Here is an 18,744-nt window from a genome sequence, read left to right on the forward strand (position 1 = left end):
CAGGAAAATGTTAATACAGGAAGATGAAAAACAACTGTCTGACTATCATAACCACCTTGTGGCTGACCGCTCTCTGCGCGTCCGATGCCATAGCGGCCACGGAATCCTGGATACGGATCAACCAGCTCGGGTATCTGCCCGGAGGCGTTAAAGCGGCCGTATGGGCCAGTAAACATACAGCCATACCCATGAAGTTTCAACTGGTGGACTCCGCCAGCGGTAAGCCGGTCTTTACCGGTACCGTCAAACCTTTCGGACAATACGGTCCTTTCAGGACCACCGCCCGGCTCGACTTCAGCAGCTGGAAGCAAACAGGTACCTTTTACCTGGTGGCAGGAGAGGCGAAGTCGCCTTATTTTCGTATAGCCCCCAACGTATATGCCGGCGCGGCGGACTTCGCACTGCGGTATATGCGCCAGCAAAGGTCGTTTTTTAATCCCTTTCTGAAAGATTCCTGTCATACCCATGACGGCTATACGTTATATGGGCCAATGCCCGACAGCACCCGCATCGATGTGGCCGGCGGATGGCACGATGCGAGCGACTACCTCCAGTATTCCACTACATCGGCCAACGCTACCTACCATCTGCTGGCGGCCTACCGCGATTTCCCGCAGGTGTTCGGCGACCGGTACGCGGCCAACGGCCTGGAAGGCAGTAACCATGTGCCGGATATCCTCGATGAAGCACGCTGGGGGCTCGACTGGCTGTCGAAAATGCATCCGCGTGACAACTGGATGTTCAATCAGATCGCTGATGACCGTGACCACAACGGCATGCGGCTGCCTAAAGAAGATCCTTTTTATGGCAAGGGCTTCGAGCGGCCGGTATATTTCTGTTCCGGCCAACCACAGGTGCGGGGTAAATTCATGAACCAGACCACCGGCGTGGCTTCCACAGCGGGCAAATTTGCCAGCGCTTTCGCACTGGGATATGACCTGCTGAAAGACAAAGATGCCGCTTACGCCGGTATCCTGCGCCGAAAAGCACTCACTGCTTACAGTATGGGCCGCCGGCAACCGGGTGTCTGCCAGACCGCCTCGGTAAAGTCGCCCTATATCTATGCGGAAGACAACTGGGTGGATGACATGGAACTGGCTGCTGCCTCACTGTACCGGTTATACGGAAAGGATAGTTGCCGGCAACAGGCACTGGACTATGCCGGGCAGGAGAAGATAACACCCTGGCTGGGGAAGGATACCGCCTATCACTACCAGTGGTATCCATTTATTAACCTGGGGCACTATGAACTGGCGCGGCAACTAAAAGGCGCCGCCCGCCAAACCATCACCGGCTACTACCAACAAGGTATTGATCAAGTATGGCAACAGGCAAAAAACAATGCCTTCTACCGTTATATTCCTTTTATCTGGTGCAGTAATAACCTCACCACCGCCTTCGCCATCCAATGTTACTGGTACCGGCAGCTGACCGGCAGTAATGCCTATGCCGCACTGGAACAGGCTAATTTCGACTGGCTCTTTGGCTGCAACCCGTGGGGCACCAGTATGGTGTATGGTTTACCCGCTGCCGGCGACACACCGGAAGATCCGCACTCGGCCTTTACCCATCTGGGCCACTACCCGGTAGATGGGGCGCTGGTAGACGGTCCCGTATATACGAATATCTACAAAAACCTGATCGGGATACAACTGTCTAAACCAGACGCCTATGCGGCGTTTCAAAGCGACCTCGCCGTGTACCACGACGATTTCGGGGACTACAGCACCAATGAACCTACGATGGACGGAACAGCTTCGCTGATCTACCTGCTGGCTGCCATGGACCATGAAGGCGGTAACCATCCCGCTGCTGCTACGCCGGCTAACAGCAGCGCATATACGTACGCCGCCGGCGCCGTTATCCGCGGCGATACCAGCCGTAAGACGCTGACGCTCGTTTTTACCGGCGATGAGTTTGCTGACGGGGGACGGACAATACGCCGCGTGCTGCAGCAACAAAAAGTGCCGGCGGCCTTCTTCCTTACCGGGAAGTTCTATGCCAATCCTGCTTTTCAGCCGCTGGTCAAACAACTCAAAGCTGATGGCCACTACCTCGGCCCGCATTCCGATCAGCATCCGCTGTATTGCGACTGGCAAAAACGGGACAGCCTTCTCATCACTCGCGACGCTTTCGATAAAGATCTCGCTGCCAACTACCGCAGGATGAAGACCCTCGGCATCTCCCAAAGCGCGGCATCCTATTTTCTGCCGCCCTACGAGTGGTACAATGACACCATCGCTGCATGGACGAAGGCGGCAGGTCTGCAACTGGTGAACTTTACACCGGGAACACGTTCCAATGCAGATTACACCACACCGGCTATGAAAAGCTACCGCTCTTCGGAAGAAATTTACAAGTCCATACTGCAGTATGCGGACACGCAGCCGGCCGGACTGAATGGCTTTATGCTGCTGCTGCACATCGGCACAGACCCGGCACGCACAGATAAATTCTACAACCGCCTGCATGAACTGATCACAGACCTGAAAAAGAGAGGGTACCGCTTTGTAACCATCAACCAGCTACTGCATACATAAATAGAAAATCCCCGGGCAGAAGCCCGGGGAGCTGTATTACCACAATCTGCCGCTCGCGTATGCATCGTACTCAACAGGCGATAGGGGATCTTCCGGGTGATGTATCAGGTACCGGCGCGCTTTCTCGCTCTCCTTATGCGGCAGGTAGAGGAAGCTGAGAAAACGGTATGGACGGCCGCAAAAAATTTCTTCAGGGTCTTTGGCGGAGTTCAATGCCACACGGGGCACAGCAAACAACCGCGCTCTATCGATGCTGTTATGCGTTTTGACGGAAGATATGTTTTCCAATCCAAAATATAACGGCTCTTCCCTGAGCACACTGCCGAATTGTTTAAATACCTCACTGCATACTTTCAAAGGACCGGCTATGGTGCGCGTCCGGGAGGGAAGCTGCTGGCTGTCCGCCACCGGTGCAATGCCGCGGATCAATATGCCGCCGAAGGTCTGATCGGTGGAAAGGGTGATATCCATCCCTGTGCCATGAAAATACCATTCCCCGCTGCTGCTTTGGATACGCTCGCGCGCATGGGCATAAGGGTCGTTGTGGGTATCACTGCAATAATAAAACTCACAGTCTACTATCCGGTAACGATTGTCGCCTGCCCGCAGCAAATGATCGTTCATGATCGTGTCCGCAATCTTTCGGAAAGAAGTGATACAGGCGTCGCTATCCCTGTCGTCTATGTAAAGGAAGTCTGTCATGTCTTCTTTTAATGCAAAGAAAATGCACAAAAACAAACGATGGGCATCTATCAGAAATATCGATGTGAATCAGATTGTAATGATGATAGGGAGGGTGCTACAGGAGATTTTTACAATGTAATTATGATATTTGATTTGTAAGCAATCCTAACTTTATTGTTGATGTCTGGCAACGTTCTTAGAGGTTTATTGTCAGCTGTTGTGTCCAATCCCCGAAGCCATCGCCAACTATTTCAATAAAATTTTTATTGACCGGGGATATACATGGACTGTTTCTGCTATCGTTATTCCGCAACGGAAAATGAACCGGTTGACAGGCCTTTCCTGCCAACCGGTTTCAGCATTTATGGATTCTGGTCTTCCGGGTTGATTTTATCGTTCGCATCAATTTCTGAAAGCGGTATCTGTACCAGCCAGCGGGGATCAGCCGCTGGAACGTTCAGTATATAAGGATGATTACCGGTACGTACCAGGTCACGCTGATAACGTTTCAGGTCAAAATAATAGACGCCCGCTTCTCCGTACATTTCCTTACGACGTTCCAGCAGTATCAGGTTGATCAGGTTGTCTTTACCGATGGACGCCTGCGGTTTCACGGCGGACGGGTCGCGCAGGCCCTGGATGGCGAACAGCACATCGATGGCTTCCTGCAGTTTTCCCTGCTGCGCAAGGCCTTCCGCTTCTATGAGATACATCTCTGCTGCGCGCATGACCAGGATGTCGCCGGTAATGGAGGTGGTCAGCCTTGATCTGTATTTGCGGCTACCCCATTTACGGGCCGGCGCCGCCGGATTATCGCCAAAGTCGGTGAACAGTGCCCGGCGGGTATCGGTAGCGCTGTATTTGCCCACAAAATCAGCGTTGTAGTAGATATTACGGTAATAACCGCCGGAGAGGTCCATGAAGCTGTATTGCGAATAGTAGGTAAGGCTCTGGTCTTCCGGTACAGGGAAACCCCACATCCATTCGGCATTGCCCAGGTCGTTGAACCCGGCGGCATAACTGGTGTTGGTCATCAGCGGGAAGCCGTTGCGGGCGGCTTTGGCGTTGTCGATCGCTTTCTGCCACAGGGTACCGTCGGCCATGGCTAGTTCCTGGTAAACTTCTGCCAGGATGCCTTGTGCCACGTTCCGGTTGATACGGAATTTGCCGCTCCGCTCATCGGTCAGTTTGGTAGTAGCTTCTTCAAGGTCAGACAGGATCAGCTGGTACACGTCTTTGAGGGGCGCCCGCGGGTTGCCCTTGCTGTCTTTGGAGGCAGGCTCGGTATACAGCGGCACGCCGCGTGCATTGGGATTTTTGGCATAGGTGTACTGGTAGGACCTGGCCAGCCAGAAATAGGAATAGGCGCGGATCGCTTTCGCTTCGGCTATCAGCGCTGCTTTCTCTGCGTCAGAAGCGCCGGTGATAGCTGGCGTGTATTTGATAATAGCGTTGGCATTGTTGATTGCTTTGTAAAACATATCCCATATCTGCCGGGTACGGCTCCCATTCTGGATACGGCCGTTGGCGTTTTCTTCCCACGCGGTTTCCCAGCGCCACCAGGAACGCAACGCTTCAAAAACATCGTTGCCTCTCACTTCAAAGAAAAACATGGTCGTTTGTAGTCCTCTGCAGGTGAGGTTGCCACTGTTGTTGGGGTCGCCGCCGTAACCATTGTAGTTTTCAGAACGGAATATCCAGTAAATGCCGGTCATCGCACTCTCTGCGCCGGCCTTACTGGAGAAGATAATATTATCGGTCAGGTTGCCGTCTTCCGGAGACGGTGTATTAAGAAAGTCCTTCTTACAGGCGGAAAATACCAGTAATGCAAGGATCGCAGGCAGGATGATTCGAGATAATTTCATGATCATGGTTTTAGATTTACAGCCCTACATTGATACCGATGGAGAATATTTTGCTGGCGGTGGTATTGTTGCCACTGGTGGCGGCATTGATACCGGCTTCAGGGTCCGCGCCTTTAGGGCCGCCAAAGAGGGTGAAAGCGTTCTGGAGGTCTGCAAAAAAGCGGGCATTGCTGATATGGGCGCGTTTCAACAGCCGCTCTGGCACACGGTATCCCAGGGTGATGTTACGGATACGCATATAGCTCAGGTCATACAGAAAACGGCTGGAAACGGAGCTGCCATTGTCGGCGGTAGTGCTCAGCTTCGGCGTAAGGCCGTCGCCGGGATTTTCAGGGCTCTGCCATCTTTTATAGATGTCTGTGCTGGCGTTGTTGCCGAAGTTAACCATGCCGTTACGCAGCCCGGCATAATCAGCATCATAGAATTTACCGCCAAGCGCAAAAGACGCCAGTACCGTGAAATCGAACTGACCGTAACGAAGCGTGTTGGTGATACCGCCGGTATAGTCCGATAATCTGTTGCCCAGATGATAACGGGTGGCTTCACTGTACTTTTTGGTGGTCACCTTATGCCCGGCGTTGGCTGGGTCGTCTTTATACCACATCGGTTTGCCGTCGGATGCATCTACGCCGGCATATTCCTGTATGAACCATTCATACCAGCTGCCGCCAACGATTTGGTTGGTGCCCGGTGCCGCTTCGGTGATAACATTTTTCAGCCTGGTCACGTTAACGGACGTACGCCATTCCAGTTTTGAGGTACGGATGTTCACGGTGTTCAGCTCTATTTCAAACCCGGTATTTTTAACACCACCCACGTTGTCTGCAATGGAATTAATGCCGGTAGAATTGGGCAGGGGCCTGTTAAATAACAGGTCGGCGGACTTCCTGTCGAAATACACAAAGGAGCCCATGATGCGGTCTTTCAGCACGCCGAATTCCACGCCAAGGTCCAGTTGCTTTTGTGTTTCCCAGCTGAGTGATGGGTTGGCGACGGTATTGATAACGGAGCCGGGTGTAGAGCCTACATTGGCGCCGGCGGAATAGGTGCCCAGGTAAGGGAAACTGCCGGGCAACGCCTGGTTGCCGCTGGTACCGTAACTGGCCTTTAGTTTGAGCTGACTGAGGAAGTCTACGTTTTGCATAAACTGTTCCTTGTCCAGGTTCCAGGAGGCACCTGCTGCATAGAACACGCCCCAGCGTACATCTTTGGCAAAGCGGGTGGCGCCGTCGGTACGGACGGAAAGGCTCAGGTGATATTTATCGGCCAGGTCATAGGCAGCGCGTGCAAAATAACTCTGCAGCCGGAACACTTCCTTATAACCGTCAGCGGTGGAAGTAGTGCCATAGCTGGGCTGCGTAGGACGTGCGTAGGTGAAGCCGGTACGCTGGGAGGAAGTGACTTCACTCACCCGGCGGAAAGCTTCCGTACCGGCGACTACGTTTACGTGATGCTGCCCGAAGGTATTGTCGTACGTAAAGGCATTGCTGAAGTTCTGGGCATACAGCAGGGTGACGGCGCGGTAGCTCAAACCACCACTGGTAGTGCCATCACCATAGAAAGGGTTCCAGAAGGTGTTGTTATCTACCTGGTTGTAGTCGATAGAATACTGTGACCTGAAGCTGAGCCCCTTGAAAAGGTCAACGCCTGCATAGGCGTTACCGTTGGCTGTCAGCCGCTCATAGGTAATAGGATTGATACTGGTAGTACCGGAAGGGTTCTGGCCCTGGTTGAAAAGCCTGTTCTGCGCCGCAGGACGCAGCACGCCCAGCTCCGTGGTGTTGTTGCCGTAGTCGAACACCTTATTGCCGGCGCCATCCAGCAGGAAATCGCCGGTCTTCCAGTCACGCAGGTATACCGGATAGATCGGTGCAATGGTACGGGCAAACCCGATGCCGTTGGATGCGGCGGCGTTGCCCTGGTAGGGGTAGTTCTGACTGGAGTAGGCGAGGCTGCTGTTAACACCCACCTGCAGCCATTTTACGGGCGTTGCATCTATCTTGGCCCGGCCGGAATACCGTTTGAATTCAGACTCTTTCTGGATACCCTGGTCCTGGATGTAACCACCGGAAAGGTAATACCGGATAGTGTTGGCGGGATCGCTGCCGGACACGTTCATATTGAGGTCGTGCCGGACGCCGGTGCGGGTCATCTCGTCCATCCAGTTGTCGTTCCACAGCATCGTGGCGTTAGGGTCCAACTTACCGTTTTCACCGACGGGAGCCGCTACGTTGAACGGATTGTACACCAGCCGCGGTACCACCTGCTTGCTGGCATAAGCTTCCGGCGTAGGCACGTTGAACTGTGTCAGCAGGGCGGGGTTGTCGCGGGCGTCGTTGCGCAGCGCTTCCCATGCCATTTCATAGTACTGGGAGGCATTGAGCGTAGGATATTCTTTCACGGCCCTGCGGGAGAAACCGGTCAGACCGGAAAATTCGAAATGACTTTTGCCTTTGCCTCTTTTAGTGGTGATCTGAATGATGCCATTGGCGGCGCGGGAGCCATAGATAGAGGTGGAGGAGGCGTCTTTCAGGATGGTGATGGTCTCCACATCGCCGGGGTTGATACTGTTGATACTGCCGCTGTACGGTGTGCCGTCCAGCAGTATCAACGGATCGTTGCTGGCGTTGAATGAACCGATGCCGCGGATGCGGATGGTCGGGTTTTCACCCGGCTGGCCGCTGGAGTTGATCGCCAGTACACCGCTGGCATTACCCTGCAGCACACCGGTAACGGTAGACACCTGCAGGTCTTTGAATTTTTCGTTGCTGATTACGGCGGCTGTACCGGTGAACGCCTGTTTCTTTGTGGCGCCATAGGCAGTGATCACCACCTCGTTCAACTGTTTGTCTTTGTTCTTTAACCGTACAATAATACTGTCCTGCGCCCCGGTACGTACCTGTTGCGGTTCGTAGCCGATGGCGTAAAATTCCAGCAGCGCACCGGAGGTAACGGCAATGGTAAAACGTCCCTGTACGTCGGTGGGTACGGCTTTACCGCCTGGTTGTCGGACAGATACGCCGGCCAGCGGGTGACCGTCATCAGCATCCCTGACGGTCCCGGATATGTTTTTTGTCTGAGCGATGGCCCCTGTGCACAGACACACAAGGAAAGCCAGCATGAATAGGCATTTTCTTTTCATGAGCTATGAGGATTTGTTCGGGAATACACTACAGGTAAGGGCTCCGTGACGGCCATAACATCCCCGGAACACCGGTAGCGGTGCTCGTGACAGGTGTGGTATGAAGACATGCGGGTGCCGTTTCGTTACTGGTTGTAACGTAATAACGGTAACCCTTATACGGGAATTAGCAGCCGTAATTTCCGGAAGCCCGTGGTTGTTCTATAGCCCTGTACAGCCGGCTTTTCGGCCGCAACGGGGTGGTGGTACGATAACTGATTTTGATTGATAATTATAGGTTATACAGGTGCTTGTTCCATTGTTCTGTCGTATATATCGTTGTTGCTCATCGAGGTGGAACTACAGACACTCTACAGATCAAGTATACAATATTTTGAGAAGGATGTATCCGACGGGACAATATTTGTACGCATTCAGACAATAATGATTAAATGTGTGATAAGTTGAGGTACGCGTGAAATACGTTTACTTTGTATAACGATGGACCACGAAGAACAATTAAAACAATTACGGGAACAGGTGCCTGTAGGTCTGCGCCACGCGGCGCTCTTGCTGGAAAAAGCCGGGGGTGATGTAATAGCCGCCCGGCAGTTATTTATACAGGAGGTGCAGGCTATTATGCTGAGTAAAACAACAGCGCCGCGTGAAATGGTACTGCAACTGCTGGAACAGCATCACTATGATATACCACGCACACTGACCGCCATAGAAGCGGCATTGTATACAATAACGGAAAGGATACTACGAAAAATAGGAAACAATCCGGAGGCGGTTATTGACAAAGTAGCCCTGGCGGTGGAGACAGCTACGCCACTGCACAGGAACTACTGGCTCCCGCTGGACACCATGGCGCTTCCCAATTCCTGTCAGCAGACTTTTATGGTGGTGCATGAATGGCTTTCCTATGAAGGCTATGAGGGGTTTGACAGTGCACTGTATTTTTACCGGGAGCTGGCCGGTACTACCCTTCGGGACAGACTATCGTGCGCTGAAGCAGCCGCCGCCATCCGGGAGGGCGACGCCGCTGCTTTTGACCTGCACCGTGAATCGGTGATACAACAATTGTATCAACTGGTGGTGAACAATATCAGTCAGTTTCCGTAAGCTGTTGTATTTTCTGAGTGATAATTTTTTTGTCGGCCGCCGAATGGCTTAGTGCCATCGCTTTTTCAAGTGAACTGCGGGCAGCACGATTGTCAACCCCGGCATATAATTCCCCCAGCAACAGGTGGTACTGGTAATGGTCATTGAGGGACAGCTTTTTTGCTTCCTGCAAAGCGGCCTCTTTACCGTTGGCCCTCGACAGGGCGTAAGTCCTGTTGAGCGCGGCAACAGGAGAATACTCCACGGTCAGCAGCAGGTTATAGAGCTGCAGAATATTTTCCCATTTCTCCGGCGTGTCTGCCTTGATGGTATGCCAGTAAGCTATACCGGCTTCATAATGATATTTGGAGGCAACGGTCCCTTTGGAGGCAAGGTTCAGGAAATACTCCCCTTGCTGCACCAGGTCGTTATCCCACAGCCCCGTGTCCTGGTCGTCGTATAAAATGGTGTCTCCGCTGGCGTCGGTACGTGCTTCAAACCGGGAAGCCTGAAAACTCATCAGTGCTATCAGTGCATTCACGGCCGGGGTATTGGTAGCCTCGTATTCGGTCAGCAGAAAAGTGAGCCGCATGGCTTCCAGGCAAAGGTCCTTACGGAGGGAATGGTCATGGCTGGCGGAGAAATAGCCTTCGTTGAACAGCAGGTAAAGGGTACGCAGCACTGCTTCCAGCCGGTTAGGAATTTCGCCGGTGGCTGGAAATGCGATGGCGATATTTTCTTCGCGCAGCCTTTCCTTGGCCCTCAGCAACCGTTTGTTGATCGTATCCTTGCTGGTAAGAAAAGCATCCGCGATTTCTTCAATGCCAAAGCCGCACAATACCCGCAGCGCCAGCCCTATCTGCGATTCCAGGGAAATAGCAGGGTGGCAGACGGCAAACATCATCTGCAGCTGGCTGTCCTTAATGTTCCGGGCAGACAGGTCCAGCTCCGGCAATTCGCTGGTCGCAGCCTGACTTAATTGAACGGATACCTTTTGCTGAAAAACGGCCCGGTGTTTCAGATGGTTCTTCGCTTTGTTCTTCGCCACGGTATACAACCAGGCGGCAGGGTTTTCCGGCAGTCCTTTCAGGCCCCATAGCTCAGAGGCCGACAGAAAGGTCTCGCTGGCGATGTCTTCTGCAATATCCAGGTGTTCGAACCCCAGCAGCTTACACAATACAGCCGTAATTTTGCTGTATTCCGTTCTGAACAGGTGGGGGAGCAGTTCTTTTTCTTCCATAATATAAAAGCCTATGTAATACTGCAATATTACATAGGCTCTGTGATTTTATCCCTTGGGGAGATTATAAAACGCTGATTTCCCTGATTTCCACATTACCGCCAAATGCCAGTATCGGACAGCCCTGCGCCAGTTCAGCGGCTTCTTCCAGCGAGCTGGCCTGAATCACGGTATAGCCACCGAGTGTTTCCTTGATTTCTGTAAAAGGACCGTCGGTTACCACATTATTGGGCCTTACTACCTTGCCGGCCTGTTCCAGGCGGTTGCCGCGGTCGGCCAGTTTGTTCTGCGCAGCTATACCACCGATCCAGTCCATCCACATTTTTGTGTTGTTCTGCATTTCTTCCGGAGAACGCTGAGCTGCGGAAGAGAAATCTGATCTGTAGAGAAATAAGAAATTTTTCATGGCAATAAATTTAGTTGTTTATAACTGAATAACAACTATGCTGTCGGGAATAAGACAATTTTTGGCCAAAATTGCTGATTTTTTTATAAGATATTTAAAACCAGTATTTTGGGAGATGATTGAGCGGCCTTTGGACCTGCTTTTAATAGCTGAACTGATGGATGCTTAACCCATTAAGATCAGGGTCCTGCAAAAAGAACACCTTTCCGAAAGCGGATTCGCTGATGGCTGAAACGGCAACCCCTTCCTGGTGTAACCGGTCCCTTTCCCTGATAATATTGTCTGTTTCCAGCACCAGCCCCTGTAAGGCGCCTGCCTGCATCCGGCCGTAGGGCCATTGCCGCACCAGCGAAATGGTGGTGACCTGGTTCCGGAATCCCAGCTGTATCCAGATGTCGCCGTCAGGCATCGTCACTTCTGCCAGCAGCTCAAAGCCCAGGAGCAGATAAAATTGTTTGGACAGCTGTTGATTGGTGACTGGTACGGCAATGTTTTCAATGGCTCTCATAGAAATGAACACTTGCAGCAAAGGTACCCCCACGGGCATAAACAGCAGGGTAGGGCTGCGACAATCGCCAAGGGGTATTCCGACAATTCACCTCACCCTCGGCCCCTCCGTCAGCCACGCTTAAACTCCGCTAACGATTGCCCGTCGCTGTACCGTTTACTGACCTGGCGATGCAGGATCCAGTCGCGCAGCAGGTCAAAGTAGCCGGCGGAATACCGCAGCAGTACCGGGCCGTCCGGACCATGCGGACCGTCCTGCACATCAATGATGCCATGGTCTGCATGGGGGAAAATTACGACGTCAATATTTTTTCGGGTAACGACGGCCTTTTTTAACACATCGATAGTGCCGCCATTGGGAGCTTCGGTATCCTTCCCGGCAATCACCCACAGCATAGGCGCTTTTACGCGACGGAACGTTGGCACGGGATCGTAATCCAGCGGAATATCCGTCGGGAAAATCTGTTTCAGGGTGTCCAGTTGCGCACGGCTGGCCTCCAGTATCGGGCCGGTATAATCTCCCTGTAATGCCTTAAACCACGGTTCTTTGCCATACAGCGCCTTAAGAGCGTCAACGGCCTCCATGCCGCCATTGAAGCCGGTCCGCACCACCTGGTCGGTAGCCGCTACCACCTGCATGGCTTTCGCGATGTCTGCTTCGCTGTAATGTCCTTCCTCCAGATCATGCAACGCTTCCTGCCGGTTCTCTTCCCGCGGCGGGATGAGCAGGCTGTAGCTGGCGATAACAAAATCAACCGGCGTCAGGGTGGCGGTCAGTGGTACAATCCACCCGCCCTGGCTTTCGCCCATCAGGCCTGTAGGAATGCCCTGTACGGCGGGCTGCTTTTTTACAGCTTTTACGATGGTCGCCATATCTTCGGCCAACAGGTGAAAATTGGCAGACAGTTTCCCGGTAGATTTACCCGTGCCTCTTTTATCATATACCAGTACAGCGATATGGTTGAGCGGCAGCATATACTGGAGAAAGTGCGTAGCTACGGCAGAAGCGCCCCCTGAGCCAAAATGCAGTACCACCAATGCCTGCGGCCTGCGGTCTGCAGGCAGGAACAGCTCTCCGTACACCGACGCTTCCTTCACGTCGAACCGGAGCGGGATAACGGGGAGGGGTATACGTTTACCGGTAAGCGTTTTACCATCCTGCCGGAAAACCAGCGCCGCCTCAGCGCACCCACTAAAACGCGCGAATATATTGGGGTCTTTGGCGTTGGCCCAGCCGGGGCCCGACAGGTAAGTGCTGTCGGCCTGTAAGTACAGGCGGCCGGTAGTGCCGTCCAGGCGGCGGTAACGGAGGTCGTTGTCCATGGAAGGACTGATGATCAGCTGGCTGCCGTCGCTCATGGCATAAGCGCCGTTCCTGCAGTTGGAAGGAGCTGCTGTGTGCTGGGCGGAAGCGGTGCCGGTAATAAAGGCAACCATGAGCAGCGATAGGAGATGTGTTTTCATATAGTCGTTAAGGTAGATGTCAAAGGATAAGCTCAAAAGTAGCAAAGCCGCCATCGCGGTAGTGGGCAGGCAATCCCTCCGGATCGGGAATGGAAACCACGCCTAGATAGGTAAAGCCGCAGCTGACGTAATAGTTGTTCAGCTTTTCATTACCGGCGCCGGTGTCCAACCGCAGATACCGCCGGCCGTTTTCCCTTCCGTACTGTTTGGCCCAGTCAACGATCTGTTTCACAAATCCACGGCCCCGGTATGCCGGATGGGTGGCAATACGATGAAGATAGAGGGAAGGTTCGTGGTCCTTTTCTCCCCATATCAACGGATCACTGAAGGTAGTGACAAATACGCAAACCGTCTTGTTGTCCACCACCACTTTCCACTGCCGGTTTTCTCCGATTTCCTGTTCCACTACAGACCGCTCAAATCCTTTCCAGTAACGGTTCGTTCCCTGCTGTCGCTGATATTTGGTGCCTTCGTCATATAGGTAAAAGATATCGTCTATGTCTGCAACGGTGCTGTTGATTATTTCCATGGCGCAATTGTTTCTTCAAAATTATTTACTTTGCGGGTACTGTAACAGATACAGATTTTGAATATTTTAGTGTAACAGATGAAGGACTTTCAATACATAGAGATAGCGAACCGGATAGAGGCCATGATCAACAATGAGACTTATCCGCTGGGCGAGAAGCTGCCCTCGCTGCGTGCTGTGAGTGAACATTTCGGGGTGAGTGTGGGCACTTCGTTAAAAGCCTACTCTTTATTGATAGATAAGGGGTTGCTGGTTTCCCGGGAAAAATCGGGCTATGTGCCCCTGCGCAAATCGATGGGGCATACGGAGCAGCCGGTGGCCACCACAGCAGCCCCTGCCATCCGCGAGGTCAATGTGAGCCGCATCATCAGCAAAATGCCCGTAGACGCGGGACCTTATCCACCGGGGTTTATCTCCTTTTTTAATGCTTCGCTGGAAACACATATGGTGCCGTTTAACGCGGTGCGGCGCAGTTTACAGAAAGCTTCCCGCGATCTTACCGGGGCGCATCTGCAATATGAATCTACGCTGGGCAATGGACTGCTGCGGGAACAGATTGCGCGGCTCTCTTTTTACTGGAACGGCAGCCTCTCGGCCAACGATATACTGGTCACCAACGGCACCCTCGAAGCACTGAGCCTGTGCCTGCGGGCTGTCACCAATCCCGGCGATGCGGTCGTGGTGGTATCTCCCTGCTACTACGGCATCCTGCAATGCCTCGAGCAGCTGAAGCTGAAAGTGATAGAACTGCCCTGCGACCCGGAAGACGGCATCAGCCTCCGCCAGCTGGAAGAAACCGTCGATACCTACGAGATCGCCGCCTGCCTGTTCATCTCTAACTTCAATAACCCCAACGGGGTCGTGTTGTCGGACGAAAAGAAAAAATGGATTGCTGAACTGGCCTGGAAAAGGCAGCTGCCGGTCATCGAAGACGATGTCTATGGTGAACTGCATTTCGGTCCTACCAGGCCCTCTACCATAAAAACATATGACAGGTACGGCTGGGTAATGTTATGTACATCATTCTCCAAAACGGTAGCTTCAGGCTTCCGCGTTGGCTGGTGCGCCCCGGGGCGCTTCATGGAAAAAGTAGCGCAGCTGAAAGCGACCACCAATGTGGCCACCGCTTCGGTGCTGCAACTCTCACTGGCCGACCTGCTGGCCAGCGGCACCTATCAGCGGCATCTCCGCAAACTGCGGCCGCTGATACATAAACAGGTACTGCTGACCACCCAATACATCGAACAATATTTCCCCTCCGGCATAAGGATCAGTCAGCCCGACGGCGGTATGGTGCTCTGGGTGGAACTGCCCAGGCAGGTAGATGCCCTGAAGCTGCAGAAACTGGCACTGGAACATCATATCAATATCGCACCGGGCCCGCTTTTTTCCAGCACCGGCGGCTACCGTAACTATATCCGTATCAGTTGCAATAAGCACTGGAACAGGCAGGTGGAGCAGGCGGTACGTAAACTGGGAAACCTGGTCAGAAGCATGTGCTGACGGCCGCTCGCTGTCCGGGGGAACAGGGCTTTCATCATTCTGATAAATATTTTATCTTGTGATGGAATGAGAAACCTGCAAACTTTATAACGCTGTCTTATGAAGCACGTATCTATTGTGATTCCACTCGGTGCCGCTATGACCGGTATTGAAGTCGCCCGCCATGTCTTTACAGAAGTGAATGATTTTCTCATCAGCCAGGGCAAAGCTCCTTTGTTCCACGTGCAGCTCGTAGGCGCCTGGCGCGCTGTTCAGCTGAACAACGGGCTGTTTACCATCCAGACGGATGCAGTTGTTCACGAGTTGCACAAAACGGACCTGGTTATTATTCCTGCATTACATAAAAATGTGGAGGACAACCTGGCAAGAAACGGGGAGCTGGTAGCCTGGATACGTGAACAATATGAGAAAGGCGCAGAAGTGGCCAGTCTCTGTATCGGTGCCTTCCTGCTGGCGCAGACGGGGCTGCTGATCGGAAAAAAATGTACCACGCACTGGAAAGCAGCGGCGCTGTTCCGCGATATGTTCCCTGAAGTAAATCTTGTCAAGGAAAAAGTCATTACCGACGAAAACGGTATCTACTCCAGCGGTGGCGGCCTTTCGCTGGTGAACCTGCTGGTATATCTCGTGGAGAAATACGCCGGCCGCGACGCGGCTATTTACAGCGCGAAGTTTTTTCAGGTGGACCTGGAACGCTCTGCCCAGTTGCCTTTTATCATTTTTCAGGCGCAGAAGGAACATGATGACGAGCCGGTGAAACAGGCACAGGAATTTATCGAGAACAACTTCCAGCAAAAAATCAGGGTAGACGCGCTCGCCGAAATGCTGGCCATTGGCCGCAGAAGCCTGGAACGGCGCTTCAAGAAAGCTACCTCCAATACCATGAATGAATATATCCAGCGTGTGAAAATTGAGGCTGCCAAAAAACACCTGGAAGACGGCGACCGTAAAATAAATGACATCATGTACGACGTAGGATATTCTGACACCAAAACGTTTCGCAATTCCTTCAAACTGGTGACGGGCCTGTTACCACATGAATACCGCAACCGGTACAATAAAAAGATGGCTGAAATATAGCAACGTATAACCGTTGCCGTATTTTGACATACAGGTGACCGGATAATGCGCTATATTCAGCAGTAAAACTTACCTCAATATGACCCGTTCATTCGCTTTTGTCACCGATATGCATCTGGATGATGCTTTTACCCGCGGCCAACAGGTGCCTGCGCGCGAAAATCTGCTATTGCTTTTACAGGAAATTGCCGGCAAAGGTATCCGGGAAGTGGTAATAGGAGGGGATATCGGAGAACCGTCTGCACATGCTTTCCTTTTTGATGCATTAAAACAATATACGCCGGAGTACAATATCATACTGGGTAATTTCGACAAACTGGAAGATGTGCGGCAGCACTATCCGCCACCGGGGCTGGTTGACGGGACGATGTGTTACAGCGCAGACAGAGATGGTTTCCGGTATATTTTCCTGGACACCGCCAGCGAGGCGATCACCGATGCGCAGCTGCAGTGGCTGGAAGCGGAACTGAAAACGGCGGGTAAGGTGTTGTTGTTCCTGCATCATCCGGTGGTGGAAATACCGGTGTTCCTGGATGGCCTGCAACCGCTGCAGGGAAGGGAAAAAGTAAAAGCGTTGTTATTGGACCATCCGCACGCCGTATACATTTTTTGCGGGCATCTTCATGTCACCGACCAGCGGGAGGAGAAAAATATACATCAGACGGTAACGCCAGCCACCGGCGCACAGTTTGTGAAAGAAGCGACCGAGGTGCAGGTAGACCTGTCTTATTTTGGATATAGTATCGTTACCATCACCGGCGAGGAGGTGAAGGCAGAAGTGATACGTCATGAGCGTGACCGCTGACAGGATTACTGCAGCGGTTCAAAATCGAGCGATACGGAGTTCATGCAGAAGCGTTTATGCGTAGGTGGCGGACCATCGTCGAAGATGTGGCCGAGATGTGATTCACATCTGCCGCACAGTACTTCTGTCCGGTGCATACCATAGGAATTATCTTCCTTATAGATAACGCTGGCCGCCCGGATAGGCTCGAAGAAGCTGGGCCACCCGCAGCTGCTGGCAAACTTGGCGTCAGAGCGGAACAGCGCGTTGCCACATACGGCACAATAGTAGGCGCCTTTGGTGTCGGCATCCCAGTATTTTCCCGTAAAAGGCCTTTCTGTAGCCGCCTCCCGTGCCACCGCATACAGTTCCGGCGGCAGTACCTTTTTCCATTCGGCATTCGTGACATGCAGTTTCTCGGTGTCTGTCCGTGAATAATACGGATTGGCGGGCGCATCGCTTGTCATAGGCTGCTGTTTTTTCTGCTGGCTCTGACAGGCAGAACCGGTGATCAATATCGCCAATAAAAAAGTCAGTGCTTTCATATCAGTGTTTTCGTAGTTGTAAGTTACGAATAACCGGCGACATCACCGGACATCCGTTATTTACTGAATTTCCGGACCACCCAGGGCAGCGACAGCCCCTGGCCCAGCAGGGAGAATAATACCACGGCGATGGAAAGAAAGATGATCTCGTTGCGCATCGGGAAGGGACTCCCGCTTTCCAATACCGTCGGCAAGCCCAGCGCGATGGCCAGCGAAACAATTCCCCGCATGCCCGACCAGGTAATAATAAAACTTGTCTTCGAATCAAACAACGCATGCTGGCTGACACGGCGCTTACCCTTACCCTTGCCCAGAAAAGCCTTTTGAAGGTTGAACTGCTGCAGGTACACCCGCACCAGCCGGATACCCAGCGCCACCACCGCAATAATGGCGGCGTAACCGATATAGGGCCATACTTCCGCCTCCTGCATCTTTTTTAGTACCAGCGGAAACTGCAATCCAATCAGCAAAAAAATCAGGCCATTCAGCAGGAAAATGATCACATCCCAGAAATGTTTTGACTGATCGCGGAGCGCTTCCGGCAGCTTCATCCTGCTCAGCCTTGACATTCCCAGCCCCAGCGTCACCACGGCGATCACTCCGGATACCGCAAAGTGCTCAGCGACCACGTAGGTGACAAAGGGCATCAGCAGCATCAGGCAGATAACCACCATATCGTTGGTACGGAAGAAACGCAGCACGATGCCCAGCAGCTTCGCCAATATCACGCCGATCACAAAACCGCCGCCCAGCACCAGGCCAAACTGCAACAGCGCTTTCCAGGTAACGAAAGCCACGCCTGTTACCGCCGCTACGGCAAACCGGTAGGCTACCAGCGCAGAAGCATCGTTGACCAGGCTTTCTCCTTCGAGGATGGTGACCGTGTTATGCGGCAACCCCAGTCCCTTGGTGATACCGATGGCGGCCACCGCATCGGTGGCTGAAAGAATAGCGCCCAACACAAAAGCCAGCGGCCATGTCATGCCGGGTATCAGATAGTAGGCCACCACGGCAATACCGCCGGTGGTGATAAAAACCAACCCGATGGCCAACGTGCCGATGGTGTTGATATTGAGCCGGAATTCCCGAAAGGAAATGTTAAACGCCGCATCATACAGCAACGGCGGCAGGAACAGCAGCATGATAATTTCCGGGTTCAGCTCAATGCCAGGCATACTGGGCAGAAAACCAATCGCAATACCTGTTGCCAGCAGCAACACGGGAATAGGCAGTTTTATCTTTTCCGCAATACCGGATACACCAATCATGATCGCCATGATCACTAACAGGACGGTATAATTTTCCATCAGTAGATAATTAAAAGTTAGATACTATGCAATCGACCCTGATGGGAACATTAAAAAAATCAACT

Annotated in this window: 15 protein-coding genes; 5 read left to right on the forward strand and 10 right to left on the reverse strand. The window is 52.7% G+C overall.

Annotated elements, in window-relative coordinates:
* The first annotated feature begins 23 nt into the window (after positions 1-23).
* The gene (locus B5D63_RS25865) at positions 24-2,540 is read left to right on the forward strand and encodes a bifunctional glycoside hydrolase family 9 protein/polysaccharide deacetylase (RefSeq protein WP_078671754.1); all 2,517 of its coding nucleotides are present in this window, start codon (positions 24-26) and stop codon (positions 2,538-2,540) included.
* A gap of 36 nt (positions 2,541-2,576) precedes the next feature.
* Here the strand turns inward: B5D63_RS25865 and B5D63_RS25870 are convergent, their stop codons facing one another.
* From B5D63_RS25870 to B5D63_RS25880, 3 genes are all read right to left on the reverse strand, one after another.
* Complete coding sequence (locus B5D63_RS25870; protein WP_078671755.1) at positions 2,577-3,242, reverse strand: DNA-3-methyladenine glycosylase; 666 nt, start codon at positions 3,240-3,242, stop codon at positions 2,577-2,579.
* Between the two features lie 344 nt (positions 3,243-3,586).
* Positions 3,587-5,089 (reverse strand): RagB/SusD family nutrient uptake outer membrane protein, encoded by a 1,503-nt coding sequence (locus B5D63_RS25875; RefSeq protein ID WP_159456167.1) that lies wholly within the window; start codon positions 5,087-5,089, stop codon positions 3,587-3,589.
* Positions 5,090-5,105: 16 nt separating this feature from the next.
* Positions 5,106-8,231, reverse strand: a complete 3,126-nt coding sequence (locus tag B5D63_RS25880) for a SusC/RagA family TonB-linked outer membrane protein (protein WP_078671757.1) — start codon at positions 8,229-8,231, stop codon at positions 5,106-5,108.
* A 480-nt stretch (positions 8,232-8,711) separates the two neighbouring features.
* On the opposite strand from B5D63_RS25880, the gene B5D63_RS25885 reads away from it, so the two are divergent.
* Positions 8,712-9,335, forward strand: coding sequence for a hypothetical protein (locus tag B5D63_RS25885; RefSeq protein WP_078671758.1), 624 nt, complete (start codon positions 8,712-8,714; stop codon positions 9,333-9,335).
* Here the strand turns inward: B5D63_RS25885 and B5D63_RS25890 are convergent.
* The 5 genes from B5D63_RS25890 to B5D63_RS25910 all read right to left on the reverse strand — a co-directional run bounded on the left by B5D63_RS25890 (position 9,319) and on the right by B5D63_RS25910 (position 13,460).
* Positions 9,319-10,554 (reverse strand): RNA polymerase sigma factor, encoded by a 1,236-nt coding sequence (locus tag B5D63_RS25890; RefSeq protein ID WP_078671822.1) that lies wholly within the window; start codon positions 10,552-10,554, stop codon positions 9,319-9,321. The two genes, B5D63_RS25885 and B5D63_RS25890, sit on opposite strands and share 17 nt — an antisense overlap.
* A gap of 64 nt (positions 10,555-10,618) precedes the next feature.
* Positions 10,619-10,960 (reverse strand): YciI family protein, encoded by a 342-nt coding sequence (locus B5D63_RS25895; protein WP_078671759.1) that lies wholly within the window; start codon positions 10,958-10,960, stop codon positions 10,619-10,621.
* A 142-nt stretch (positions 10,961-11,102) separates the two neighbouring features.
* Positions 11,103-11,468, reverse strand: a complete 366-nt coding sequence (locus B5D63_RS25900) for a VOC family protein (protein WP_159456168.1) — start codon at positions 11,466-11,468, stop codon at positions 11,103-11,105.
* 110 nt (positions 11,469-11,578) lie between these two features.
* Positions 11,579-12,931, reverse strand: a complete 1,353-nt coding sequence (locus tag B5D63_RS25905) for an alpha/beta hydrolase family protein (RefSeq protein ID WP_159456169.1) — start codon at positions 12,929-12,931, stop codon at positions 11,579-11,581.
* Between the two features lie 19 nt (positions 12,932-12,950).
* Positions 12,951-13,460, reverse strand: a complete 510-nt coding sequence (locus tag B5D63_RS25910) for a GNAT family N-acetyltransferase (protein WP_078671762.1) — start codon at positions 13,458-13,460, stop codon at positions 12,951-12,953.
* A 78-nt stretch (positions 13,461-13,538) separates the two neighbouring features.
* Between B5D63_RS25910 and B5D63_RS25915 the strand changes: the two genes are divergently transcribed.
* The 3 genes from B5D63_RS25915 to B5D63_RS25925 all read left to right on the forward strand — a co-directional run bounded on the left by B5D63_RS25915 (position 13,539) and on the right by B5D63_RS25925 (position 16,848).
* Positions 13,539-14,963, forward strand: a complete 1,425-nt coding sequence (locus B5D63_RS25915) for an aminotransferase-like domain-containing protein (RefSeq protein WP_078671763.1) — start codon at positions 13,539-13,541, stop codon at positions 14,961-14,963.
* A gap of 99 nt (positions 14,964-15,062) precedes the next feature.
* On the forward strand, positions 15,063-16,043 hold the full coding sequence (locus tag B5D63_RS25920) for a GlxA family transcriptional regulator (protein WP_078671764.1): 981 nt from the start codon (positions 15,063-15,065) through the stop codon (positions 16,041-16,043).
* A 79-nt stretch (positions 16,044-16,122) separates the two neighbouring features.
* Positions 16,123-16,848 carry a metallophosphoesterase family protein gene (locus B5D63_RS25925; protein ID WP_078671765.1) on the forward strand — a complete coding sequence of 242 codons (726 nt, stop codon included), beginning with the start codon at positions 16,123-16,125 and terminating at the stop codon, positions 16,846-16,848.
* 5 nt (positions 16,849-16,853) lie between these two features.
* Here B5D63_RS25925 and msrB read toward each other — a convergent pair whose 3' ends face one another.
* Positions 16,854-17,372 (reverse strand): peptide-methionine (R)-S-oxide reductase MsrB, encoded by a 519-nt coding sequence (msrB, locus tag B5D63_RS25930; RefSeq protein ID WP_078671766.1) that lies wholly within the window; start codon positions 17,370-17,372, stop codon positions 16,854-16,856.
* A 56-nt stretch (positions 17,373-17,428) separates the two neighbouring features.
* A complete protein-coding gene (locus B5D63_RS25935; protein ID WP_078671767.1) occupies positions 17,429-18,679 on the reverse strand; it encodes a Na+/H+ antiporter in 1,251 nt (416 codons plus the stop codon).
* Between the last annotated feature and the right edge of the window lie 65 nt (positions 18,680-18,744).

It is taken from the genome of Chitinophaga eiseniae (assembly GCF_900167135.1).
Taxonomy (GTDB): domain Bacteria; phylum Bacteroidota; class Bacteroidia; order Chitinophagales; family Chitinophagaceae; genus Chitinophaga; species Chitinophaga eiseniae.